The organism is Domibacillus enclensis (assembly GCF_900156125.1).
Classification (GTDB): domain Bacteria; phylum Bacillota; class Bacilli; order Bacillales; family Domibacillaceae; genus Domibacillus; species Domibacillus enclensis.
The window spans coordinates 554,532-578,008 of sequence record NZ_FTLX01000002.1 but is presented as its reverse complement, the minus strand read 5'-3'; the positions used below and the strand labels follow the sequence as shown (position 1 = coordinate 578,008).

The following is a 23,477-nucleotide window of genomic DNA, read 5'->3' as shown; positions in this document are numbered from 1 at the left end:
CTCCACAACAGCTCTGCGTTTTCAAAAAAGCAGATAATCGATTAAGATAGATTCATAGACTTAAAAAAGGAGACATTGATTTGACTAACAAGCCGTTTTTTATTCGATCGTGGAAAATGATTTTAATCGTGTGGCTGATTGCTGCTGTTGTGTTCGGCTTTTTCGCTGCGTCGCTCCCCTCCAAGCTTGAAGGCGACGGCTTTCGTACAGATGGGGATTATGAAACCGTGCAGAAAGAACTTTATGATACATTCGATTTCCCTGAAAACACTCTGCTTGTCCTGTTTGAGAAGGAGGAGGGTGAATCGGCGGATGACTTTCATTCAACAATCGATTCTGTGTTAAACAAGATCGAGAATGACGTTTCTCCTTCTGCTGTTGATTCGCCGCTTTTAAAAGAGGAGTGGCTGAAGGAAGAGGTTGCGTACGCGGCTGTGCACTTTGACGATGAATCCATTCAAATGGACCCTGTTATCGAGGACGTCCGATCTATTCTTGCACTGGAGGAAGGCGTTTCGTTAACCGGCGGACCGGTGATTTCCAAAGATATTAATCAGGCGAGTCAGGACGATTTAAAGCGGGCGGAGTTAATCGGACTGCCTGTAGCGCTTATTGTGCTAGTGCTTGCGCTAGGCTCCGTGGTGGCGTCCATCCTGCCGCTTGTGATCGGCGGTTTAACGATCGTCATTGGCTTTGGCGTGTTATCGTTCGTCGCTGACTATATGGACCTGGCCATCTTTATTTTAAACATTGCCCCAATGCTTGGTCTTGCACTTTCGATTGATTTTTCGCTTTTGTACATTAACCGCTTTAAAGAAGAGCGCGCGAATGGACGGACGATTGACGAAGCGCTGAGCATTGCGCAGTCTAAAGCCGGTCATTCCATTTTGTTCTCGGCTCTTTGTGTGTTTATCGGCCTCGGGTCTGTCCTGTTGATTGACATTGATATATTCAAAAACGTCGCCATTGGCGGCATGACGGTTATTGCGATTGCGGTTATCGCGTCGATGACACTGCTTCCGGCTTTATTGAAGCTGCTCGGTGACAGGATTAACAAATGGCAGCTCATCCGTCCAAATCCCGAAGCGTCCAATCGCTGGCGCACGTTTGCCGGGTTTGTCATGAAGCGGCCGGTGATCATTGCCCTGCTTGCGCTGCTGCTTCTTGGTGCCGGTATGATCCCGGTGAAAAATATGAATCTGGCCATACCAGCAGCTGAATCTCTTCCAACTACGTTTGAATCACGGACGGCGTTCGATACGATCGAGAAGGAATTCATGCAGGATGCCGCTTCAACTGTTTATGCCGTGGCAGAGCGTGAAGACGGCTGGCTTGATGCAGAAGGTCTCGCTGTGATGAAGGAGCTGCAGGGCCAGCTTGAACAAGAAGAAACGGTAACCGGCGCTGAAACGCTTTTCACAGTCAGCGGCCAAACCGATCCGGAGCAGCTTGCTGCACTGCTTCAAGCACCAGAGGCAGCCGCACAGCTTCAGCCTGCTGTTGACGGGTTTGTCAAAGAGAACCAGCTTTTGATTCCTGTTTCTCTTGATGCTGAAGCCGATTCAGATGAAGCACAAACCGCGGTTCGGGACTGGAGCGAGGCGGAATGGCCGGTTGACGTCACATTTGGCGGCCAGCCGAAATTTAACCAGGAGCTGTATGATGAAATCTTCAGTAAAATCGTGCCGGTTCTGTCCGTTATTTTAATTTCCACCTTTTTTATTTTAATGATCGCCTTTCGTTCCATTATCATACCGCTTAAAGCGATTTTGATGAACGTGATCAGTTTAGCCGCGACATTTGGCATTCTCGTCTGGCTGTTCCAGGGCGGCCACTTCGGAATGGATCAAGCGGATATTTCCCTTATTTTGCCCGTCCTTGTCTTCAGCCTCGTGTTCGGCCTGAGCATGGATTATGAAGTGTTTTTGATTTCGCGGATACGGGAGTATTACCTGGAAACACGTGATAATACGTATGCGACGGTGGAAGGGCTGGCCAGCACGAGTAAGATCATCACATCCGCTGCCTTGATTATGATTGTGATTACCGGTGCGTTTGCCTTTACAGGCGTCGTGCCTGTGAAACAGATCGGCATTGGTATTGCCATCGCTATTGCGATTGACGCCACCATCGTCCGGCTGCTGCTCGTTCCAAGCTTGATGAAGCTGCTTGGCACAGCCAACTGGTGGATGCCATTCCGGCGGTAACCGTACTGACTTGAAGATGATGTATCGCTGGTATATTTTGTTGAGCGCCGATATAACGTGAGCGATCGCCGATATGTTCATATATCGGCGATCAGCACGTACTTATCAGCGGTCTCCTCCATATACCGGCGTTACACGCAAAAGGCCGAACGACTGTGATCGTTCGGCTTTTTGGGCTGGTCTATTATAAAACAAACCGCTTGTATTTTTCGTAGTCAGCCTTGCTGCACTCCACAATAAGCTTTGTGCCGTTTTCCTCGTATTCCGTTTGCATCACAGCGGCATGCTCGTTTAAATACGAGACGACTTCGCCATCGTCAAACGGGATCAGCATCGTACAGCGGATGTAATCCTTAAACAGGTGGCGCTTCAGTACGTCTGTCAGCTCCAGAATACCGGCTCGTTCCTTTGCCGATAAATAAATGGATTCTCCTGCTGCCCTCGGATAATCGACACCAGCAAGGTCTGCTTTGTTGTAGGCATAAAGCACAGGTACATCAGCTGCCCCGATATCCGCCAGCGTTTTATCTGTAATATCCATCATCGTTTCAAATTGCGGACTCGACACATCAATCACATGAATCAGCACATCCGCCTCTGCCGCTTCTTCGAGTGTTGAACGAAATGCTTTGACGAGATGATGAGGAAGCTTATTGACAAATCCAACGGTATCTGCGAGCAAAAATGTTTTTTTATCCGGCAGCTCGATGCTCCGGACCGATGTATCCAGCGTCGCAAACAGCATATCCTTTTCAAACACTTCCGCTCCGTCACCGTTATACGTTTGAAGCATCGCATTCATAACGGTTGATTTGCCTGCATTTGTATAGCCGACCAGTGCCGCTATCGGCATATTGTTTTTTTGCCGCTGCTTGCGCTGCACCGTGCGCTGCTCGGAAATTTTGGCAAGCTCCTTCCGCAAATAGGCGATTTTCGACTCGATTTTCCGGCGGTCGAGCTCAAGCTTTGTTTCACCCGCTCCCCGGTTTTTGAAGCCGGAGCCGCCTCCCTGCCTGCCCAGTGCTACATAGGTGCCGACAAGCCTCGGAAGCATGTATTGAAGCCTCGCCATTTCCACCTGCAGCTGCGCTTCCTTCGTTTTTGCACGCCGTCCGAAAATATCCAAAATCAGCATCGTCCGGTCAATTACTTCACAATCAAGCTCTTTTTCAAGGTTGCGGATTTGCGAGGGCGACAGCTCACTGTCAAAAATGACAACATCCGCTTCCATTTGCTCTGCCAGGTTTTTTAATTCCTCTGCTTTTCCCGTCCCCATGTAAAGAGCCGGGTGAACGCGGGGCAGGTTTTGTGTCAGCTCTCCCCTCACGTCAATGCCGCACGCTTCCGCCAGGTTTTTCAGCTCTTCCATTGAATAAAGAAAATCTTCGCCGCTGTCTGTATTTACACCGGCCGTAATCCCTTTTAACTGCTCTGTTTTCGTTTCATTCATTGACTGTCCTCCATTATAAAAAAACCGCAGACGGCTGCCTGCGGGATCAATTCGTGCTGTTATTTTATCATGTGCGGACTTCGTAAATCAAACGCGGTCAATAGCCGCCTTCATGTTCGCTTCCACATTTTCCGCAATCGTTTTTAAGGTGTCATCCGCTGAGTCCACTTGTGTAATGAGCATGGTTGGGCGCGGCATGCCAACCTTCACCTGTCCATTTTCTTCGTAAACCGTGATTTTACAAGGTAAAAAATAACCGGCGAGTGGATTCTCAGTTAACACTTTTTTCGCTTCCCCCGGGTTGCACACCTCTAGAATTTTGAAGGATTGATCAAAATCGAGCCCTTTTTCATTTAATTTTTCTTTTACATCAAAGGACCAGAGCACGCCGAATTTTTCCTTTTGAAGCTCTTCTTCAATACGCTTCGCCGCTTCGTCTACCGTTCCGCTTACCTCTTTTGTATAGTGAAACATGTTATCGCTCCTTTCGATTCTTCCTTCCTATTGTACCCGGCATGGTACTGATTAAACAAAATGTGCTGGCGCGGTTTATCATTTATCCGCTTGTATCAAGCCGTTGCCAGACAACTGAAAAAAATCCGAACAGAGACATGTCCGGATTTTTCATTTTTTATAGAAAAACAAAGTAAATCACAGCAGCGAGCACAATCCGGTAAAGGGCAAATGGAATGAGCTTCACGCGGTTAATAAGCTTTAAGAAAAATTTAATCGACAGGAGTGCAAATACAAAAGCACTGATAAAGCCAACGGCGAAAAACGGCATGGCGTCTGCAGTGAAATACTGCCAGTTTTTCAAAAGGGACAAAAAGCTTGCTCCTGCCATGATCGGCACAGCCATAATAAACGTGAAGTCAGCCGCAGCCCTGTGGCTCATGCCAAGCAGCACACCGCCTGAAATCGTCGAGCCGGAGCGGGAAAAGCCTGGCCATAAAGACAAGCATTGAATCAGCCCGACCGTCAGCGCCTGTTTGTATGTAATCTGATCCACCGTTTCAATCGTCCGCTTATGGCCGCCGAACAAGTCAGCCGCAATCATGAGAAACGCACCTACCACAAGCCCGATCAGCACCGTTTCTGTTGAAAACAAATGCTCATCAATGTAATCCTCAAACAACACACCTAAAATTCCCGCTGGCAGCAAGCCAACAATAACATGCGTTAAACGAAGCCGGCCGCCCTGGCCGCGTGTTTCTTTTTTTAATCCGAGCAGATCAATAAACCGATCTTTGAACACAACGACAACCGCTAAAATTGAACCGAGCTGAATGACAATCTTAAACGTATTTGCTGCATACTTTCCGAGAAATTCATGTGACTGCAGCCACATATCATCGACAATAATCATATGTCCCGTAGACGAGACCGGTGCAAATTCCGTCAGCCCTTCGACAAGGCCAAGGATCACCGCTTTTAACAGAGTGATAAAATCCATTTTCGTTCTCCTTCATTAGATTTCCACTCTTTAAAGTAGCACACTTTCAACTGTACGCCAATCGTTTACTGTTTAGACCTGTATTCTTTCAAAAGCAGCATGGCCGCTTCTTCACTTAAATCAATCCCACCGCTAAAGGGCTGGCATTTTGTTGATTCAATCCCTGTCACATAGCACATTTTCATTTCCCCTGCGTGATCCGGCCATTTTTCGATCATCATTTCTCCATGACGCACCGTAATCAGAACCCGGTCATCGGGGTGAATATCCATTTTTCTTCGGACTGACTTTGGCAGCACTACTCTCCCCTGCCCATCTACTATGCGCTTTGACATCAATTGAATCATATTCCACCTCTTTCAACAGGATAATTCCACTATTTCACATTCCCTTTTCATTGTCAAAACACGATAATTCAACAAAAAAACCAGAAAGAAGACACGCTTCTCTCTGATTCCTGTTTAACCGATATGTTCTTTATACCATTTTGCTGCAGCCTGCACTTCTGTACCGGACAGCATATGGCCGTTCGTTTCCCAATGAACCGACACAGCTGCGCCTGCACCCTCGAGCAGCTGTGCCAGATCCTCCGTTTCTGATGCCGGACAAATCGGGTCGTTTTTCCCAGCCGTAATAAAGACAGGAAGCGACTTCGAATCTGGAAGATCAATGCCTCTTCTCGGCACCATCGGATGATGCAAAATAGCCCCTTTCAACGAATGCTCAAAGTGAAAAAGCAGGCTTGCGGCAATGTTCGCCCCGTTTGAATAGCCGACTGCCACTACTTCGTTTCGGTTGAACCCATACTCAGCCGCCGCATCATCTAAAAAGGCGTTCAGCTCCTTGGTGCGAAAAATTAGATCCTTTTCATCGAATACCCCTTCAGCCAGCCTTTTGAAAAAACGCGGCATTCCATTCTCCAGCACATTTCCGCGCACACTTAAAACGGAGGCGGCTGGATCAATTATTTCAGCGAGCGGCAGCAAATCCCGCTCTGTTCCACCCGTTCCATGCAGCAGCAGCAGAACACGGCTGCCCGTTCCTTGTTGAAAAAGATGCTTCATCTCTTTTTCCACCCTTCATTATCTCGAATTAAAGATAATGGTACAGGACGAAGAAAAGAGAGTCAACCGTTTGGTGTTTTAAAAAGCAGCCGCTGCCATTTCACGCTGCAGCTGTGCACGGCAGTTTACAACGTCTCCGACGACAATAACGGCCGGATTGCCGATCGCCTGCTTTTTGGCTTCGGCAGCGATTTGACTGAGCGGCGCTGTGACCACGCGCTGAGCCGCCAGCGTTCCCTGCTCGATGACCGCCGCCATCGTTTCACTGTTCCGCCCATGCTGAATGAGCGCTTCAGCGATGCCAGCCAGGTTTTTCATACCCATATAAATAACGAGTGTATCCACCGAGACCGCTAGTCCGGACCAATCCGTTTCCTGCTTTCCTTCCATCTGATGGCCGGTTACGACAGCAAACGAATTGCCATATTCCCGGTGCGTCACTGGAATGTCCGCATACGCAGGGGCAGCGATTCCTGCTGTGATGCCCGGCACGATTTGTACAGGAATGCCGAACTTCCTGACATATGCCGCTTCCTCACCGCCGCGTCCAAAGACGAATGGATCGCCTCCTTTTAACCGGACCACACATTTCCCTTTTGAAGCGAATTTAACAAGCAGCCGATTAATCCGGTCCTGTGTCATAATATGATTGCCCGGGAACTTGCCGCAAAAAACGCGGACGGCCGATGGCTTTGCTTCATTCAATAACTCTTCGTTTACGAGCCGGTCATAAAGAATAACGTCAGCTTGTTGAATCGCCTTTAATGCCTTCACCGTCACCAGCTCCGGATCTCCTGGTCCTGCTCCTACAATATATACCTCACCCATCGTCGTCCGCCTCCTTTTCTTAAAGATATAAATAAACGTCGTCGTTTTCGATGACCGCTTTGTATGAGGAAACGCAGCCTTCATCCGGCGCCTGCACCTTGCCGTCTGTTGTGCAGATTTTCCAGTCGTGCATCGGGCAGAAAACGTGCTCGCCGCTGACGATCCCTTCCGCAAGTACACCGCCCTTATGCGGGCAGCGGTTTTCAATCGCAGTCACTTTTCCATTTCCTAATTTAAAAACAGCCAGCTCCAGCTCCCCGATCCGGACCGTCTTGCCCATTTTCTCAGGCAGATCATGAATCGATGCGATTTTTACCTTTTCCAATGTTTTTTCCATGTGTACGGCCCCCTTTTAATTGGTTGTGCTGACGAGTTCTGTTTCAAACAATTCTTTTTTCGTTTTTTTGCTTTCAATGATTTCTTTCCACGGATCCTTCGTCACAGACAATGCCTCGTCAATGCGTGCGTTGAATGCATCACGAGTGGCTTGATCAGCCAGCACTTCTTTAATGTGGTCAAGACCTACACGCTCCACCCAGACAGATGTACGTTCGAGATAAGCAGCATCCTCGCGGTAATATTGCATAAACGCGCCGATCATTTCCATGACTTCTTCATTTGTTTTCACTTTGCAGAATAGGTCTGCGGCACGCAAATGTGTTCCGCCGTTGCCGCCTACATAAATTTCCCATGCCCCGTCTACACCGACTACGCCGATATCCTTGATGCCTGACTCTGCACAGTTTCGCGGGCAGGCAGATACAGCCATTTTCACTTTATGCGGTGTACCGATCCGTTCGAATTTTTTCTCCATCATGATGCCCATGCTCATGGAATCCTGCGTACCGAAACGGCAGAAGCTTTCTCCTACACATGTCTTTACCGTACGGAGCGTTTTGCCGTATGCATAGCCAGACGGCATATCCAGGTCCGCCCACATGCCTGGCAGATCCTCTTTCTTTACACCAAACAAATCAATCCGCTGGCCGCCGGTTACTTTAATAAGCGGCACACTGTACTTGTCTGCCACGTCCGCAATTTTGCGAAGGTCTTCTGCTGAGGTTACACCGCCGTACATCCGCGGCACGACCGAATATGTGCCGTCCTTTTGAATGTTGCCGTGCATGCGCTCATTAACGAAGCGTGACTCTTTTTCATCTTCGTATTCTTTCGGCTTCAGCATACCAAGGTAATAGTTAAGCGCCGGGCGGCATTTCGAGCAGCCCCCGTCTGTGTTCCAGCCAAGAACATTCATTACTTCACGTGTATGAGACAGGCCTTTTTCGCGAATCGCTTCGACGACCTCGTCCCGTGAAAGCGTTGTACAACCGCAAACCGCCTCTTTCTGATTCCCTTTTTCAAACTGGTCGCCAAGCGTGTGAGCCAGCAAGTCAACTACAAGCGGTTTACAGCCGCCGCATGACCTCGAAGCGCTCGTGCAGGCTTTTACTTCATCTGCTGTCGTTAAGCCGTTTTCTTTAATCGCACAGACGATGTCGCCTTTTGATACCCCGTTACAGCCGCAAATCAGCTCACTATCCTCCATGGATGCCACCAGGCTTGCGCCGCCAGCCGCTTCCTCCGGTGCTCCGAGGTATTCCTCTACGTCCGACTTCTTATTAATAAGACGAAGCAGCTTATTGCCTTCACTCGTATCACCGAACAGCACCGCACCGGCCATCTTCCCGTCGCGAATCAATACCTTTTTATACGTACCCTTCCAGTCATCAAACATCTTGATCGTTTTTGTTTCATCGTCTTCCACAATTTCGCCGACTGAGAATACGTCTACACCTGATACCTTCAACTGTGTTGATAAAACCGATCCCTCGTAACCGGCTGCGGGCTCTTCGCATATGTGTGCAGCCATTGCTTTTCCTTGCTCATAAAGCGGTGCGACCAGTCCGTAAACGACTTCACGGTGTTCTGCACATTCACCTACTGCATAAACGTCTGGAATATTCGTTTCCATATAATCGTTGACAAGAATGCCGCGGTTTACAGCAATGCCGCTGTCCTTCGCCAGTGCAGTGTTCGGACGGATGCCGACGGCCATGACGACAAGATCGGTTTCAATTTCTTCTCCGTCATTAAACCGGATGCCTTCCACGCGTCCATCCCCAGTGATTTCCGCTGTCTGCTTTTGCATCAGGAAATTCACGCCTTGCTTTTCCAGCTCTTTTTGAAGCATTTTCCCGGCTGTTTCATCCAATTGGCGCTCCATTAAAAAATCAGCCAGGTGAATCACATTGACCTCCATGCCTAGGTTCAAAAGACCTCGGGCTGCTTCTAATCCGAGAAGTCCTCCGCCAATGACGGATGCTTTTTTATATTCCTTTGATGCATTAATCATCTTTTCACAGTCTTTAATGTCGCGAAATGCCGTTACGCCTTCTTTTTCATGACCTGGAACCGGGATAATAAATGGAAGAGAGCCTGTCGCAATAATCAGTTTGTCATATGCTACTTTCCGATCCTTCGAAGTGTATACCGCTTTTTCCTCCGTATCGATGCGCGCGACTTTTTCCCCCGGGTACAGCTGAATATTGTGGTCCTCATACCAGTTCCAGTCATTTAGTGTAATGTCTGCAATTGTCGTATCTCCTTGAAGCACCTTTGACAATTGAATCCGGTTGTAGTTCGGATACGGCTCTTCGCCAAAGATTGTAATATGAAAACGATCCGGATCGATTTTTAATAATTCTTCAATGGACCGGACACCGGCCATTCCATTTCCAATTAAAATGATTTTTTCTTTTGTCATCTGAACATCCTCCTTGGTGGCTGTTGATAGTCTTGATTATAAAAAATTTAAAAGAAGTAGTCACAATAAATGTTATATAATCTTACATAGAAATTGATGAGTAAGAAAATATAACATAAATTTGTTACATAATTTATACATTTCATTTATAATAAAGAAGTATCCCATTTTGAGGTGATTCCATGACAGAAGATGAGAAAAGCTACAAAACGAAAAAAGTCATTACCATCGGCATCGTCAGCGAACTGACCGGTCTGTCAGAACGTCAAATTCGCTATTATGAAGAACGCCAGTTGATTTTCCCCGACCGCTCTCAGCGCGGAACGAGAAAGTATTCTTTCGGCGACGTAGAGACATTAATGGATATCGCCAATCAGATGGAAGACGGTGTGCGGACGTTTGAGATCAGACAGGAAATGAAGAAAAAGCCGGATGAGGAAAAGCTGAAGCGAAGCATGATCAAAGGTCAGCTGAATGCACGCTTTGGCATTCAAAACAAATTCAAATGAAAAAAACACTCGGAATAAAAAAATTCCGAGTGTTTTTTTATATGCGCTGCACTCTTCAGCCAGACGAATAAATTCTATAGATCGCCTTTTAAAGATGTGCTACTATTTAGATAAAAAAGGAACAGTTATATGAAGAAAAATAAAATAGCAGCTTTCTCCCCTCCCTTTTTTTCTGCACAGCAGGGCGACAATCATCATGCTTTTCATCAACAGCTAGGACTGCTTCTCTTTTCTCGGCTCCGCCTCGTTTGTTTGATCGCTGTATGTTCTTATCCGTTTTATTTGACTTTAGACGTCTACTTTCTGCGAGTAGGAGATAACCAATTCAATTGGGCAATCCTGTCGTTCATGCATTTTATTTCATTTTTCGTATCCTTGCTGTTTTTGGTTTTTCGGTCCTCTTTAATGAATCGGTCAAAAACAAATAGTCAACATCTGCTCAAGTATGTTTATTTCTTCTTTGGTTTTTATATTTTAATCGGCGCTTCCGGGTCGCTTAACAGTCAGTTTCTTACAGACAACATTTATTCTTATTTAATTTTATTAATGGCTACAGCGATTATTTTTCCGATTCCTCCCGAACAATCAGCTGTCATCATAGGAGCTATTCATTGCTTTTTCTTAGCTGGATTGTTTATGATTGAAGGCTTTTCACTTCCAGCCATCGTGGATATGATCAATTCATCTGCAGCAGCCGGCATTTCACTTTTTCTTTCTTCCACCTTTTATTTCTACCGAAAAAAAGAAAGCGAAAACCATCTTCAATTGTTCGAAAATGAAAAAACATTTCGCCGCTTGTTTGATATGAACCCGCACCCACTCATTTTAGCCAGACTTTCTGACCATCAGGTTGTCCTATTAAACCAGCGTGCGTCTGACTATTATGAGGGAACCGGTCTTTCCGAAAAAGGAATCGATCTCTTTTTTAAAGATTCACATGAGCTGCGTACGATCGTCGATGTTCTAAAAGAGAAAAACAGCATAAAAGGCTATTTAACGCCGCATTTTGATCCTCTGAAGCCAAATATCTGGATTATGTTAAACTTTGAAATCGTCGATCATTTCCAAGAGCCCTGTTTGTTGATCGGCACCACAGATGTAACCACATTTAAGGCAGAAGAAGAAAAGCTATCGGCTCATGCCTTTGTTGATGAGTTAACGGGCACCATGAGCAGAAGAAAAGGTCTGAATATCCTCTCAAGCCTGATGAACAGCAGGCACTCGCAGTCTTTCACCATTTGTTACATTGATATCGATCATTTGAAAAAGGTAAATGATCAGCACGGTCATAACAAAGGCGATCAGCTAATTAAGACCATCTCAGGAATAATCCAAAAGAAAATCAACGACGACGACATCCTTTTCCGCATGGGTGGTGATGAATTTGTCATCATATTCCCCGGACAGACCCCTTGTAAAGCAAATCAAGTCTGGTCGGCGATTCAGAAAGAATTCAAGCGCATGAATCAGACCTCGCAGGAACCATTTACACTATCCGCAAGCCACGGCACCTGCTATTATCAGTCGGGGATGAATGTCTCCGTAGAAGAGCTGCTCGAAATGGCCGACCAGCAAATGTACAACGAAAAAAGAGAGAGTAGACAATAACGTCCGCTTCACAAGCAGGCGAACCATTTAATTTGACTAAAACGGGTGCTTTTCAGCCCGTTTTTTTATCGTTTCATGACCTTTCACCTGATGAGAAAAAGGAGTCTGGACAGCTGCTCCTCATTTGCAATGTTACATAAATACATGTTAGGCTTATATTATGTAACATGAAGGAGCGGGAAAAGTGGAGTATGTAAATCCGATTAAAAGCATCCGAAAAATCAACTCGATTAAAAAAAATTTAAAGGAACGGTCAAGCCGGGATTACGTTTTGTTTGTTTTAGGCATTAACACCGGCCTCAAGGTGAGCACTCTGCTTTCACTAAAAATCAGCCAGCTTGTGAAGGAAGATGGGGCAATTGAATCGTTTTTGCTGATCGATGACCAGAAGATCTATATTAACGACCAGGTCAAAGCGGCCCTCGGCTTCCACCTGCACCATACATCCCCGCCGCACGACAGCTACTTGTTTCAATCGCCGAAAAGCGGCCTGCCGATTACGCGTCAGCAGGCGTACCGGGTCATTAATGAAGCGGCGCGAAAAGCAGGCATTAACGATCAAATCGGCACCCACACATTGCGGAAGACATTCGGCTATCACGCGTATAAAAAGGGCATTGCCATCTCTCTGATTCAGGCTCGCTTTCATCAGCAAAGCCCTTCAGATACGCTGCGCTACATCGGAATGGATGATACGGATCAGCGAATTGACGTGAATCTCTAAAAAAAGAACCGCCAGATCTTACTCTGAGGGTTCTTCATCGTCAAACTTTTCTTCTTTAATCGCAGAATGAATGGTTGTCGGCTCTGTAATTTTTTCATCGGTGACATGCAGCTGGCACGTCCGGTTTTCTTTCATAAATTTAAACACACCATTATTAAAATCCGTACCGGTTTCCTTGTAGAAAATCCCTTCAAACAGGACATCATCTGAATAGGCAAATTCGATGCGATGCCCATCATCTGCTTTAACAAGATACGCTCTTGTCCCGTTATCAAACAGGTTGTCATCATCTTCAACGGAACGGTCAATCGACACGATATGGAAGTCGACGAACGATATTTCCCGCATTAGCGTGTTAACAAATGAGCCTTTTTTAATTTCTTCCCACCGGCTTTGCGGAGACTGGCCCAAAATAATTTGTGTAATGTCCCGTTCACGCGCCACTTCTGCAATGACTTTGGCAGGCGGCCGTTTTTCATGATCCCGCAGAATAAATTCTTCTGCGCCGCACTCTTCCGCAAGGGCTTTCCATAAGTCGATGTATCCTGCTTTGTCCGCGCTTAAATCTCTTTGCGCCGCAGACTCTACGTTCAAAATGTAGAGCGGGCAGTCCAGCATGTTCGCAAGCTTGGCTCCTCTTTTGATGAGCCGTTCACCGTTAGGACCATAATATGCACAAACTAATATGCTTTCGTCCATCCGTGCCCGCAGTTTTTTCACTATTCTTCACCTCTGTATAATGATCTTCTATGCATCTATTGTACAGCTTTCATTCGATCAAAGCGAAAGCGTTTCTTTTTTATCCCGACTGTTAGATTAAAGGTCACCGCGCAAAATTTCAACCTTTATTTTTGATTGAACCAAAATTGACCAAAACCAACCCGATAGTCAGAACAAAGGAGGGAATCCAATGACGCTTATTCATTACCTTATTCTTATGCCCATTCTAGCTGCTGCTTTCATTCCGCTGCTTGGCGTAGGGGCGCCGAAGCTCCACCTTGGCTGGGGAGCGATCACCGTACCGATTTTATTGTTCAGCTTTTTTGTTTCATATGTACCAGCCATTGCAAGCGGCGATGTTTTCTCAGCCTCTGTTGCCTGGATGCAGGCGCTGGACCTTCATTTCGCCATTCATTTAGATGGGTTAAGTCTCATTTTTACATTGCTGATCACCGGAATCGGCAGCCTCGTCGTGCTGTATTCTATCTTTTACATGTCAAAGGAAAGAGAATCACTTGCTCACTTTTACGCCTACTTGCTCCTGTTTATGGGCGCAATGCTTGGCGTTGTCCTGTCAGACAATTTAATGGTTTTATACCTTTTTTGGGAATTAACCAGTGTTTCTTCTTTTTTGCTGATCGCCTTCTGGTTCCGTCGCAAAAATTCGCGTTACGGTGCACAAAAATCATTTCTTATTACAGTCGGCGGCGGTATTTCGATGCTTGTCGGGTTCATCATGCTCCACGTGATGAGCGGGACAAACAGCATTCAGGAAATCATTGCGATGAGAGACACGCTTCATGAGCACTCGTTATTCGTTCCTGCTCTCGTATTGATTTTAATTGGTGCCTTTACGAAATCCGCTCAATTCCCCTTTCATATTTGGCTTCCTGATGCAATGGAAGCACCGACTCCTGTGAGCGCTTATTTGCACTCAGCAACGATGGTGAAGGCCGGCTTGTTTCTTGTCGCCCGCTTTACACCCGTTTTTGGCGGTGAAGCCACCTGGTTCTGGCTTGTCAGCGGCGTCGGCATTTTCACTATGTTCTGGGGGTCATTCTCGGCAGTAAAGCAAAAAGACTTAAAAGCGCTGCTCGCGTACTCGACCATCAGCCAGCTCGGATTGATTATGTCCTTGTTCGGTCTTGGATCTGCTGCGCTTCAGGGCGGCGCTTCAACCGAATCGGTTCTTTATACAAAAGCTATTTTCGCCGCACTTTTTCACCTGGTGAATCATTCGACTTTTAAAGGTGCGCTGTTTATGATCGTCGGCATTGTCGATCACGAAGTTGGGACGCGTGATCTCCGCAAGCTCGGCGGGTTGATTGCCTTTATGCCGGTCACATTTTCACTTGCCGTGATCAGCAGTTTTTCCATGGCCGGCCTGCCGCCCTTCAACGGCTTTTTAAGTAAAGAAATGTTCTTCACTGCTGTACTGAACGCCAATCAGATGACCCTTTTTTCGATGGAGACGTGGGGTCTTCTGTTCCCAATCGTTGCGTGGATTGGCAGTGTTTTCACGTTTGCTTACTCGATGATTCTCGTTTTCCGGACATTCCTTGGTCCATACCGTCGCGAAAAATTGGAGAAAACACCGCATGAGGCACCGATCGGCATGCTGATTTCACCAATCATTTTATGCGGACTGATTGTTCTGGTCTTTTTCATGCCCAATCAGCTGAGTCATTACCTGCTTTCTCCTGCCATGAACAGTATCCTGCCGACGTATGCCAATATGGATGGGCTTATTCCACACATCTCCGCCTGGCACGGATTTAACCTGGAGCTGCTTATGACTATTGGTGTGGCGGTGATCGGGGCGGTCGCTGTGAAAACATTGCGCTATTGGTACCTTGTGTATGACTTTTTCCCGGAGCACCGCAGCATCGACAGCGGCTACCGGTGGATGCTTTCGGCCGGAGAGAGATTATCTCATCAGGCAACCAGCCGATATATGACCGGCTTTCTGCGCCATTATTTGTATTACATTTATGGTTTCCTGCTGCTTATCACCGGCGGCACACTCTTGTTGTCCGGCAGCATCATCATTGATCCTTCCGGTGATGCCCCTGTGGCTGTTTACGAGGTTATTATTGTCCTCGTGATGGCGGCGGCGGCCATCGGCATACCCTTTACGAAGTCGCGCATGACCGCTGCTTTATTAAATGGGGTGCTTGGCTATTCGATTGCAATCTTCTTCGTTCTCTTCCGGGCACCGGATTTGGCTTTAACGCAGCTTGTCGTCGAAACGGTCACAACCGTGCTGTTTCTGCTTTGCTTTCACCATCTTCCTGAATGGTCGAGGGAAGAGCGCTCGCTCAAGGTCCGGCTGCCGAAGCTTCTAGTCTCCATTGGAATGGGCGCTTTAACGGTTTTGATCGCTCTTTCCGTTCAAGGAAACCGGCTGTTCGATTCTATTTCAAGCTACTTTGAAGATTCCTATGATCTTGCCGGCGGACGAAACATCGTCAATTCCATTTTAGGAGATTTCCGGGCATTTGATACGATGCTCGAAGTTGTTGTTTTGTTTATTGCCGGTATTGGCGTTTACACGCTCGTTACATTAAAAGCACCGAAAGGAGAGGACGAACGTGAGAGAGAATGATGTCATTTTGCAAACTGTATCCAAAATCGCCGTTTTTATTATATTAACATTCGGCGTGTACTTGTTTTTAGCCGGCCATCACCATCCAGGCGGCGGCTTCATCGGCGGGCTGACTCTTTCCTCCGCTTTCGTTCTATTATATTTGTCCTTTGATGTGGAAACAGTTAATGCCGGCATTCCGCTTGACTACCGGAAGCTGGCTGCGACCGGCGTTCTCATTTCCGTTTGCACCGGCATGGGCTCTCTTCTGTTTGGAAGTGCTTTTTTAAGCCAGACGTTTGCTTATTTTAATCTGCCGCTGTTCGGCAAAACTGAGCTCGCCACGGTTGTCCTGTTTGAAGCCGGGGTCGCCCTCGGTGTGATTGGCGTCGTCGTCACGATTATTACAAGCATTAGCGGGGAGGTATAGGATGGAAACGATCATTATTTTATTAGTAGGCGTTCTCGTCTCTGTCGCCACTTACTTATTGCTTTCAAAAAATGTAATACGCGTTGTGCTTGGAACCGCGCTCCTGTCCCACGCTGTTCATTTGCTGCTCCTGACAATGGGCGGACTGAAAAGGGGCAGTGTACCGATTTTGGGTGATCAGCCGGAAACGTACACCGATGCTCTTCCGCAGGCGCTTATTTTAACAGCCATTGTCATCAGCTTTGCAGTGACTGCTTTTTTTCTGGTGCTTGTTTTCAGGACGTATCAGCAGACGAACACGGACAACCTGCATGAATTAAAGGGGGCAGATAATGAATAACATTCTCGTTTTCCCAATGATTCTGCCTATTGTTGCAGGTGTTGGCCTCTTGTTTTTCCGGACAAGCCGAAGCATTCAGCGCTGGGGAAGCATCGCCGCCATGACAGCTGTTTTTTCGATCAGTCTCTTTATTTTGACCACCGTTTTATCGGACGGCATTATGCGCCTGGACTTCGGCGAATGGCTGCCTCCATTTGGCATTACCTTTGTCGCGGATGCGTTTGCGATGCTGCTCGTTTCTGCAGCTTCACTCGTATCGATTTTGTGCTTGCTGTATGCGGCTTTTGCCAGAGACGAACAGCGGGAGCATTTCTTTTTATATCCCTTTCTCCTGCTGCTGACTGCCGGTGTTAACGGTTCGTTTTTGACCGGGGACCTGTTTAACTTATTTGTATGCTTTGAAGTTATGCTTCTTGCCTCTTACGTCCTTATGACGCTCGGCGGAGAACGGCGGCAGCTCGTTGAAGGGGTGAAATACATTTTAATCAATATTTTATCCTCCTGGCTTTTCCTGCTCGGCATCGCCTATATATACGGGACGCTTGGAACGCTGAATATGGCTCATTTGTCCCTTCGAATTGCGGAAGCCGGCCAGCCGCCGCTTTTGACTACAATCAGCATTTTGTTTCTAGTCGTTTTTTCATTAAAAGCAGGTCTTGTTCTTTATTTTTGGCTACCCGGATCGTATGGAGCCTTGCCCACTGCTGTGTCCGCTTTGTTTGCAGCACTGCTCACCAAGGTAGGTGTTTATGCGCTATTCCGGACATTTACGCTGCTGTTTTACCATGAGCCGAACATTACCCACACGATCATCGGCTGGATGGCGGTCGCCACAATGATTGGCGGAAGCATCGGTGCCATTGCCTATAAAGATATTCGCAAAATCGCTTCCTATAATGTAGTGATTGCGGTCGGTTTTATGCTCGCTGGCCTTGCTGCTTTTAATCTGGAAGCCATTGAAGGTGCGATTTACTATTTACTGCATGATATTCTCGTGAAGGGGCTGCTCTTTCTTTCTATTGGCTCTATTATTTATGCGACTGGCAAAACGAGGTTTGATGAAGTAAGCGGCTTGATTGTCAATTACCCGCTGTTCGGCTGGATGTTCTTTGTCACCATTTTATCATTGGGCGGCATTCCCCCATTCAGCGGCTTCCCGGGTAAAATTCTGATTGGCCAGGGCTCGATTGCCGCCGGAGAATATGTGCTCGCCGCCGTCGCCTTCGCCTCAAGCCTGGCAGTGCTTTACTCCTTAATCCGCATCTTTTTATCGATGTTCTGGGGAGAGATGTCCATCCGACGCAAGGACCAGGTGCCGCTGACAAAAGGCCGACTGGCTCCAATTCTCATTTTGACACTGCTGACCGCCGGGCTCGGACTTGGAATGAATCTGCTTTCTCCCTACGTATCTGAAGCGGCGAACGTGCTCATGAATCCTGAGCTGTACATTAATAAAGCATTGAATAAGCCATTTTAAAAAGGAGGGACGCCATTGCCTGTTCAATTTCTCTTAAACTTGTTAATTGCTGTGTTATGGGTGTTTTTAAAAGATGCGGATACATTTGAATTTCCTGATTTCGTGACTGGCTTTTTAATTGGAATCGTCATTATTTTCTTTATGCACCGCTTTTTCGGCACTCCCTTTTACCTCATCCGAGCTTTTGCGATGGTCAGGCTTCTCTGGATTTTCAATTACGAGCTCTGGACATCGAGTCTGCTGATCATGAAGCAAATTCTTTTGCCGAATACCTCTTTTGAACCAGGTGTCTTCACGTACGAAACAAAGCTGAAAACCGACTGGGAGATTACCGCGCTTGCCCTGCTGCTTATGCTGACGCCGGGCTCTGTTGTGCTCCGCATTTCGCCCAGCGGCAACGAATTTCTCATTCATGCGATGGACGTCAAAGAAACAAAGCCGCTCGTTCTTAAATCCATTCAAGTATATGAAAGCATCATTCTGGAGGTGACAAGACCTTGACTCAGCTTTTTTTCAATGCGGGAATCGTTTTATTCGGCACCGCCATTGCCCTGTCACTTGTTCGTGTTTTCAAAGGACCGACATTGCCGGACCGCGTCGTAGCGTTTGATGTGATTGGCGTCAACCTGATCTCGATCGCTGCCGTGCTCAGTGTCATTCTTCGCACAAAAGCCTTTCTGGAGGTCATTTTAATCATTGCCATTTTGGCCTTTATTAGCACCGTGGCATTCTCGAAGTACATTGAAAGGGGCGTTATCATTGACCGAAAACGAAATCGTTGAGCTGCTGGCTGCGTTCATGGTCCTCTTAGGCGGAATCGTTGCCATCATAAGCGCTTATGGCATTATCACGCTGCCTGATGTTTATACACGTTCCCATGCCGGAACAAAAAGCTCCACCCTCGCCGTTTTACTGGCGCTGACCGGCGTCTTTATTTACTTTTGGTCTGCCGAGAACTATATTAGCATCCGCCTCGTCCTCGGCATTGTGTTTCTTTATTTAACCGCTCCGGTCGCTGGGCATCTTATTTGCCGGGCTGCCTATCATTCGGAAGAAACGAAGGACCCTGAGCAATAAACTAAAAAAAGCGATTCATCAGCTAGCTGACGAATCGCTTTTTTATCTTTTTTTCCACCTTAACATGCTCATTTTCTTAATAATGAGTATGTTTATGGAGTAAAATACATACTGATCATAAGCTAAACATACTCATTTCGCAATAATATGAGTATGTTTAACACGAAACCGGTTGTACATAATAATAAAAATAAACAGCCCACTTCCACTCGAATTCCGAATGGAAATGGACCATTGATTTCAAACAAACGGCAAGTGTGTCCCATTCGTTGTCCTCGGCGCTACCTGGCCGCGCTGATAAGCGGTCGAACTTAAATCCGCATAATGAATAGTCGCCGGAAGACGCATTTTGTTTACAGCGTGAATGTGCATGAAGGACAGGTCGTAGCAGTCCTGAATGATCTGCTTAAATGGCAGCGTATTTGTCAGCTGTACGATTTTCACCGGCTGGGCCATGCCAATCGTTTCGCGCGGGTTCGTGGAACATAAAAAGGCTTCCTGATTCCGGACATAGCAGACCCCTTGCTTCGTTTCAAATTTCCCCGTTTCATTATTGTAAAAAGCCATGCGCCGATTTGGCTTTTTTATGACTTCCACGATATCATACGCTACATTCCGATCTTTGAACAAACGCCCGACAAGTTCGCTGCTTTCGCGCCACTTGCCGTCGCGGTGGATCGTCACATGCTTCGGAAAATGACCGAATTGCTTTTGATACGAATAAAGCACTTCTGTTATGATTTCGTTTAACGTCGGCTCATCTATTTTCTCTCCCGCCAGCACCCCGTTGAGCGCTGATTGCTTGATCAAATGCCCATTGCTGCCAATGACATTCATAATGCCGGCGGCGCTTTTTCCGTCCTCATGGCTGACATCAAGGCCGATAAAGCAATCTGAATGCGCCCGCTCTGCCAGCACCCACGGCTGCATGCCACTTTTCACATAAATCCCTAACAAAATATTAAATACCGGATAAGACAAGCTGTCGTTTTTCACGATGTCAGCTACTCTCTCACACTCTTTTTCATCATTCACATTAAAATCCGTTAATTGGTGTCTTGTTAATGCATATTGAAACGTTTTGAGAACTTTTTCAGTGATGATCTGCGATGAGATGTCCCATTTCCCGCCAAACTGACGCTTAAATTCGTTGTACAGCTTGTTTGGAAGCTTCGTTAAATGTTCTTCTGTCATCAGCGCCAGAACCGTTGTGTCCGTAAACACGTTTTCTAACTCGCGTATCTCCCACGAAAAGTGCTGGAAAAAGGATTCATTCAGCTTTCCTTTAATGTGCTTTGTTTCGTGGCTGATCTTCATTATTACACCGTTTTGTTCCGCTATTTTCTGAAGTACCTTCACAAATTGAAAGACCAGCTTTTTCGACAAGCCAAGAGACGACTCTATTGCTTCATCGAAAAAAATGGACAGCGTGACCGTACCGCCCTTGAACAAAGGTCCGTTTTTCAATCCATAAATCGGCTTGTTGAATCGTTTGTTCGTGAATACAGCCGGCTCGGACAAGGTCATTAGTTCATATTGATTTGCTTGAAGAAGAAAGGGACGCTTCTCAAACTGTAAATAAGAAAATACACTCAGCAACTTTTTCGCCTGCTCCAGCTGCTTTCGCATGCGCTCATCCGGCTTGAGCTTTAACACATCCATAATCTTTTTCGCTTCAAACGGCTTCATCGTTTCAAATGAGCAGAGGGGTTTTAACACACTTGCCGCATAGCTAAGGCTGTCACCATGCAAAGGCTTTGCGTAAATCACCTTTACATTCTCGTGCAGCGTATCGGCCATTTTCTGATTGCCTTTATCCACATAATACTGATGAATGGGCTTTTTCAGCTTCGGACACATATCCATAACCGAATACGGTGCGATCTGCTCCACTTCATACGTATAATTGTTCCACACATCGCTGTGCACGACCTTCAACCCCTCTTCAACCACTTCGCCCTGCTCCAGCATTTGCTGAAGGGTCACTTCATATTCAAATTTATGCGTCATCGCAAAGCCAATATGAACACGGTTGTTCAAGACATTCACATGAAATGAAAGTGCAGGATAAATTAAAATTCTTCCCACTCTTTTCGGCTCCCATTCCTGCAAATCGGCTCCGACTCTTTTTAACTTCAGCTTTTGCTGTCCCGCTGTCAGCAGCCCTTCCTTCAACAAACGCTCAAGCAGTGATCGCTCAAACGGATTATCGGGATCAATCGGTTTTTCCTGATACGATAACGGCTCAAATCCGGCATAATTCACTACCGGCTCAAGAGTCGCAATTGTGCTTTGATTGTAGGCAACCGCCATATAGCCATTGGCTCGTTTCCATTCCCGGCAAATATCAGAAACCCCTTCATACTTTTTCAAAGGATTGTCTACTGGAAATTCGTACACGTGCAGATGGATGTCGCTGGCTAGCCCAATCGCCGTTGCTTCGGTTATATATGGTTCCAAATTTAATCACTCCTCCGGAACATGTAAATGTCCTTTACCAACATTATACAATCAAGCAATATAATAATTGTTAATTTTATCTAAATTTTTGTATGGATTTGGGATATAAATAGGGGATTACGACTTCATTTTTAACCTCATGTAAACTTTCATTATTCAAAAAAAAAATTAGAACATACATTCCAAGAGTGTGATACAATAAATGCGAACATGCGATCTTTATTCAATAGTATTTTTCGTCTGATAAAACTGCCATTCAAAAATCAAGTAGAGGGTGAATATTAATGAAAACGAACGTGCTGAAACGAATCCCGCTAAACCGTCTGATGGATTTGAAAATTGACTATGCTTTTAAACAGCTGTTCGGCCAAGAGAAAAACAAGGATATTACGATTGTTTTTTTAAATGCCATTTTAAAGCGAACAGGATCAGCACGAATTCGTGATCTGTCATTGCAAAACACAGAAGCAGGCGGTGAGTATGAAGAAGACAAGCAGTCACGTCTTGATTTACTAGCAGTCACAAATGCGAATGAGTGGGTTAACATTGAAATTCAGTTTACAAACAAGTACGATATGGTTAAAAGATCCCTCTACTACTGGTCTGGCGTCTACCGCTCGCAGCTAAAAAAACGGATGGGCTACAGAGAGCTGCGACCCGTCATTGCGATAAATATTTTAAACTTTGACATGCTTGAGCACACAAAGCGGTTCCACACAACATTCCATTTACATGAGGACGAAGAATTATTTAAACTGACAGACACACTAGAACTTCACTTCATTGAAATGGAAAAACTGATGCGAGATTGGAAAGAAAGTCGACTGAATCCACGTGACGATGTAATGGCACGCTGGCTTCTGCTGCTGGGTATGGTGGATCACCGGAATGACCACATCTATAATGATATCTTCAATGAACTGGAGGCAATTGCGATGAAGGACGATACATTGCACAATGCATTCGAAAACTGGGAGCGCCTTAGTCTGACACAGGAAGAAATGCTTGCGTATGAAGCCCGCTTAAAACGGGTCCTAGACGAAGAAGCCGCTGTGCGAGAAGCAGAGCTTCGTGAACAGGAAGCAAGAGAACGGGCCCTTCAGGAAGGTATGGAAGAAGGACGAAAAAAAGGCCTTGAACTGGGACGTGAACGAGGACTCAAACAAGGACTTGAACAAGGGCTTGAACAAGGGCTTGAACAAGGGCGTCAACAAGAAAAAGAAGCTACGGCACGCCTTCTTCTCGCAGAGGGGTTTGATGTGTCAACGGCTGCCAGGCTTTCACGACTGAAAGAAGAAGACGTGCTGCGGATTCAAAGAGATGAAAAATGAAGGAAACAAAGCCTGCTTGTGATATGCAGGCTTTTTTCTTCATTTTTTTGTTCGTATTCGATAAACTTGAGCAATAACCTCTTTTACACTATTCAGTTTTTCTTTTGTATCTATCACTTCCAGCGGGATCACGACTTCATTGTTTTTCACTTTAAAGCGCCGCATTTCCTTTAAATTGAAGAAAAGCAGTTCCTCGACTTTCCTTTGCATCTCGATACCAAGTGTGCTGGTATTGTCTTTGGGCGCCACGTACAGAATAAGACACTGATAGCTTTTTGCTCCGTGCAAGGCTGCAAACCTCGGCTGAATACCGTAAGCAAAGGAGCGCGGCTGATAGCTTAAGATCAGGCTTTTGGCAGCCATCGTGTACGTGATATCGAAGGAAGACAAGTATTGATGAAGGTCGTTAAATGGGATCAAATTGTTCATTTCTTTCTCCTCTCTTTTTAGA

The 23,477-nt window shown here is 46.2% G+C and carries 23 protein-coding genes; 12 read left to right on the top strand and 11 right to left on the bottom strand.

Going from position 1 to position 23,477, the window contains the following annotated elements:
• Window positions 1-80: 80 nt before the first annotated feature.
• Entirely contained in the window at window positions 81-2,207 is a 2,127-nt protein-coding gene (locus BW952_RS06620; RefSeq protein ID WP_414735791.1) for an MMPL family transporter, read from the top strand.
• A gap of 184 nt (window positions 2,208-2,391) precedes the next feature.
• On the opposite strand, the gene hflX is transcribed toward BW952_RS06620, so the two are convergent.
• The 8 genes from hflX to nirB form a co-directional block, all read right to left on the bottom strand.
• Window positions 2,392-3,657 (bottom strand): GTPase HflX, encoded by a 1,266-nt coding sequence (hflX, locus tag BW952_RS06615; RefSeq protein ID WP_045850442.1) that lies wholly within the window; start codon window positions 3,655-3,657, stop codon window positions 2,392-2,394.
• Between the two features lie 87 nt (window positions 3,658-3,744).
• Entirely contained in the window at window positions 3,745-4,131 is a 387-nt protein-coding gene (locus BW952_RS06610; RefSeq protein WP_045850441.1) for a DUF302 domain-containing protein, read from the bottom strand.
• A 157-nt stretch (window positions 4,132-4,288) separates the two neighbouring features.
• A complete protein-coding gene (locus BW952_RS06605; protein ID WP_045850440.1) occupies window positions 4,289-5,110 on the bottom strand; it encodes an undecaprenyl-diphosphate phosphatase in 822 nt (273 codons plus the stop codon).
• Window positions 5,111-5,175: 65 nt separating this feature from the next.
• Window positions 5,176-5,457 carry an AbrB/MazE/SpoVT family DNA-binding domain-containing protein gene (locus BW952_RS06600; RefSeq protein ID WP_045850439.1) on the bottom strand — a complete coding sequence of 94 codons (282 nt, stop codon included), beginning with the start codon at window positions 5,455-5,457 and terminating at the stop codon, window positions 5,176-5,178.
• 114 nt (window positions 5,458-5,571) lie between these two features.
• A complete protein-coding gene (locus BW952_RS06595) occupies window positions 5,572-6,174 on the bottom strand; it encodes an alpha/beta hydrolase (protein WP_045850438.1) in 603 nt (200 codons plus the stop codon).
• Between the two features lie 78 nt (window positions 6,175-6,252).
• Window positions 6,253-7,002, bottom strand: a complete 750-nt coding sequence (gene cobA / locus BW952_RS06590) for a uroporphyrinogen-III C-methyltransferase (RefSeq protein WP_045850437.1) — start codon at window positions 7,000-7,002, stop codon at window positions 6,253-6,255.
• 19 nt (window positions 7,003-7,021) lie between these two features.
• Window positions 7,022-7,339 carry a nitrite reductase small subunit NirD gene (nirD, locus tag BW952_RS06585; RefSeq protein WP_045850436.1) on the bottom strand — a complete coding sequence of 106 codons (318 nt, stop codon included), beginning with the start codon at window positions 7,337-7,339 and terminating at the stop codon, window positions 7,022-7,024.
• 15 nt (window positions 7,340-7,354) lie between these two features.
• Window positions 7,355-9,766 carry a nitrite reductase large subunit NirB gene (nirB, locus tag BW952_RS06580; protein WP_045850435.1) on the bottom strand — a complete coding sequence of 804 codons (2,412 nt, stop codon included), beginning with the start codon at window positions 9,764-9,766 and terminating at the stop codon, window positions 7,355-7,357.
• Window positions 9,767-9,948: 182 nt separating this feature from the next.
• Between nirB and BW952_RS06575 the strand changes: the two genes are divergently transcribed.
• From BW952_RS06575 to BW952_RS06565, 3 genes are all read left to right on the top strand, one after another.
• On the top strand, window positions 9,949-10,275 hold the full coding sequence (locus tag BW952_RS06575) for a MerR family transcriptional regulator (protein ID WP_045850434.1): 327 nt from the start codon (window positions 9,949-9,951) through the stop codon (window positions 10,273-10,275).
• 405 nt (window positions 10,276-10,680) lie between these two features.
• Complete coding sequence (locus BW952_RS06570; RefSeq protein WP_169714087.1) at window positions 10,681-11,883, top strand: sensor domain-containing diguanylate cyclase; 1,203 nt, start codon at window positions 10,681-10,683, stop codon at window positions 11,881-11,883.
• A gap of 184 nt (window positions 11,884-12,067) precedes the next feature.
• Window positions 12,068-12,607, top strand: coding sequence for a tyrosine-type recombinase/integrase (locus BW952_RS06565; protein ID WP_045850432.1), 540 nt, complete (start codon window positions 12,068-12,070; stop codon window positions 12,605-12,607).
• A gap of 18 nt (window positions 12,608-12,625) precedes the next feature.
• Here the strand turns inward: BW952_RS06565 and BW952_RS06560 are convergent, their stop codons facing one another.
• Window positions 12,626-13,327, bottom strand: coding sequence for a universal stress protein (locus BW952_RS06560; protein ID WP_045850431.1), 702 nt, complete (start codon window positions 13,325-13,327; stop codon window positions 12,626-12,628).
• A 190-nt stretch (window positions 13,328-13,517) separates the two neighbouring features.
• On the opposite strand from BW952_RS06560, the gene BW952_RS06555 reads away from it, so the two are divergent.
• Genes BW952_RS06555 through mnhG form a run of 7 tightly spaced genes read left to right on the top strand, consistent with a single transcriptional unit; the run spans window position 13,518 to window position 19,235 of the window.
• Window positions 13,518-15,932, top strand: a complete 2,415-nt coding sequence (locus tag BW952_RS06555; protein ID WP_045850430.1) for a Na+/H+ antiporter subunit A — start codon at window positions 13,518-13,520, stop codon at window positions 15,930-15,932.
• Window positions 15,919-16,341, top strand: coding sequence for a Na(+)/H(+) antiporter subunit B (locus BW952_RS06550; protein ID WP_045850429.1), 423 nt, complete (start codon window positions 15,919-15,921; stop codon window positions 16,339-16,341). The genes BW952_RS06555 and BW952_RS06550 overlap by 14 nt, the downstream gene beginning before the upstream one ends.
• 1 nt (window position 16,342) lies before the next feature.
• Complete coding sequence (locus BW952_RS06545) at window positions 16,343-16,681, top strand: Na(+)/H(+) antiporter subunit C (RefSeq protein WP_045850428.1); 339 nt, start codon at window positions 16,343-16,345, stop codon at window positions 16,679-16,681.
• Complete coding sequence (locus BW952_RS06540) at window positions 16,674-18,158, top strand: Na+/H+ antiporter subunit D (protein ID WP_045850427.1); 1,485 nt, start codon at window positions 16,674-16,676, stop codon at window positions 18,156-18,158. The genes BW952_RS06545 and BW952_RS06540 overlap by 8 nt, the downstream gene beginning before the upstream one ends.
• A gap of 15 nt (window positions 18,159-18,173) precedes the next feature.
• Window positions 18,174-18,659 carry a Na+/H+ antiporter subunit E gene (locus tag BW952_RS06535; RefSeq protein ID WP_045850426.1) on the top strand — a complete coding sequence of 162 codons (486 nt, stop codon included), beginning with the start codon at window positions 18,174-18,176 and terminating at the stop codon, window positions 18,657-18,659.
• On the top strand, window positions 18,656-18,940 hold the full coding sequence (locus BW952_RS06530) for a Na(+)/H(+) antiporter subunit F1 (RefSeq protein ID WP_045850425.1): 285 nt from the start codon (window positions 18,656-18,658) through the stop codon (window positions 18,938-18,940). Before BW952_RS06535 ends, BW952_RS06530 begins: the two co-directional genes overlap by 4 nt.
• 16 nt (window positions 18,941-18,956) lie before the next feature.
• A complete protein-coding gene (gene mnhG, locus BW952_RS06525; protein ID WP_414735794.1) occupies window positions 18,957-19,235 on the top strand; it encodes a monovalent cation/H(+) antiporter subunit G in 279 nt (92 codons plus the stop codon).
• Window positions 19,236-19,475: 240 nt separating this feature from the next.
• Here mnhG and BW952_RS06520 read toward each other — a convergent pair whose 3' ends face one another.
• Window positions 19,476-21,695, bottom strand: a complete 2,220-nt coding sequence (locus BW952_RS06520; protein ID WP_052698403.1) for a Piwi domain-containing protein — start codon at window positions 21,693-21,695, stop codon at window positions 19,476-19,478.
• A 284-nt stretch (window positions 21,696-21,979) separates the two neighbouring features.
• Here BW952_RS06520 and BW952_RS06515 point away from each other — a divergent pair, with 284 nt between their 5' ends.
• A complete protein-coding gene (locus BW952_RS06515) occupies window positions 21,980-23,026 on the top strand; it encodes an Rpn family recombination-promoting nuclease/putative transposase (protein ID WP_094031948.1) in 1,047 nt (348 codons plus the stop codon).
• Window positions 23,027-23,065: 39 nt separating this feature from the next.
• Here the strand turns inward: BW952_RS06515 and BW952_RS06510 are convergent, their stop codons facing one another.
• Window positions 23,066-23,455 (bottom strand): hypothetical protein, encoded by a 390-nt coding sequence (locus BW952_RS06510; RefSeq protein WP_045850423.1) that lies wholly within the window; start codon window positions 23,453-23,455, stop codon window positions 23,066-23,068.
• Window positions 23,456-23,477 lie beyond the last annotated feature (22 nt).

Excerpts from the sequence above, each read along its gene's own strand:
- BW952_RS06515 (WP_094031948.1), top strand. The coding sequence starts at position 21,980 with ATGAAAACGAACGTGCTGAAACGAATCCCGCTAAACCGTCTGATGGAT.
- BW952_RS06575 (WP_045850434.1), top strand. The coding sequence starts at position 9,949 with ATGACAGAAGATGAGAAAAGCTACAAAACGAAAAAAGTCATTACCATC.
- hflX (WP_045850442.1), bottom strand. The coding sequence starts at position 3,657 with ATGAATGAAACGAAAACAGAGCAGTTAAAAGGGATTACGGCCGGTGTA.
- BW952_RS06595 (WP_045850438.1), bottom strand. The coding sequence starts at position 6,174 with ATGAAGCATCTTTTTCAACAAGGAACGGGCAGCCGTGTTCTGCTGCTG.
- BW952_RS06600 (WP_045850439.1), bottom strand. The coding sequence starts at position 5,457 with ATGATTCAATTGATGTCAAAGCGCATAGTAGATGGGCAGGGGAGAGTA.
- BW952_RS06545 (WP_045850428.1), top strand. The coding sequence starts at position 16,343 with ATGGAAACGATCATTATTTTATTAGTAGGCGTTCTCGTCTCTGTCGCC.
- BW952_RS06540 (WP_045850427.1), top strand. The coding sequence starts at position 16,674 with ATGAATAACATTCTCGTTTTCCCAATGATTCTGCCTATTGTTGCAGGT.
- nirB (WP_045850435.1), bottom strand. The coding sequence starts at position 9,766 with ATGACAAAAGAAAAAATCATTTTAATTGGAAATGGAATGGCCGGTGTC.
- mnhG (WP_414735794.1), top strand. The coding sequence starts at position 18,957 with ATGGTCCTCTTAGGCGGAATCGTTGCCATCATAAGCGCTTATGGCATT.
- BW952_RS06605 (WP_045850440.1), bottom strand. The coding sequence starts at position 5,110 with ATGGATTTTATCACTCTGTTAAAAGCGGTGATCCTTGGCCTTGTCGAA.
- BW952_RS06610 (WP_045850441.1), bottom strand. The coding sequence starts at position 4,131 with ATGTTTCACTATACAAAAGAGGTAAGCGGAACGGTAGACGAAGCGGCG.
- BW952_RS06570 (WP_169714087.1), top strand. The coding sequence starts at position 10,681 with ATGAATCGGTCAAAAACAAATAGTCAACATCTGCTCAAGTATGTTTAT.
- cobA (WP_045850437.1), bottom strand. The coding sequence starts at position 7,002 with ATGGGTGAGGTATATATTGTAGGAGCAGGACCAGGAGATCCGGAGCTG.
- BW952_RS06555 (WP_045850430.1), top strand. The coding sequence starts at position 13,518 with ATGACGCTTATTCATTACCTTATTCTTATGCCCATTCTAGCTGCTGCT.
- nirD (WP_045850436.1), bottom strand. The coding sequence starts at position 7,339 with ATGGAAAAAACATTGGAAAAGGTAAAAATCGCATCGATTCATGATCTG.
- BW952_RS06510 (WP_045850423.1), bottom strand. The coding sequence starts at position 23,455 with ATGAACAATTTGATCCCATTTAACGACCTTCATCAATACTTGTCTTCC.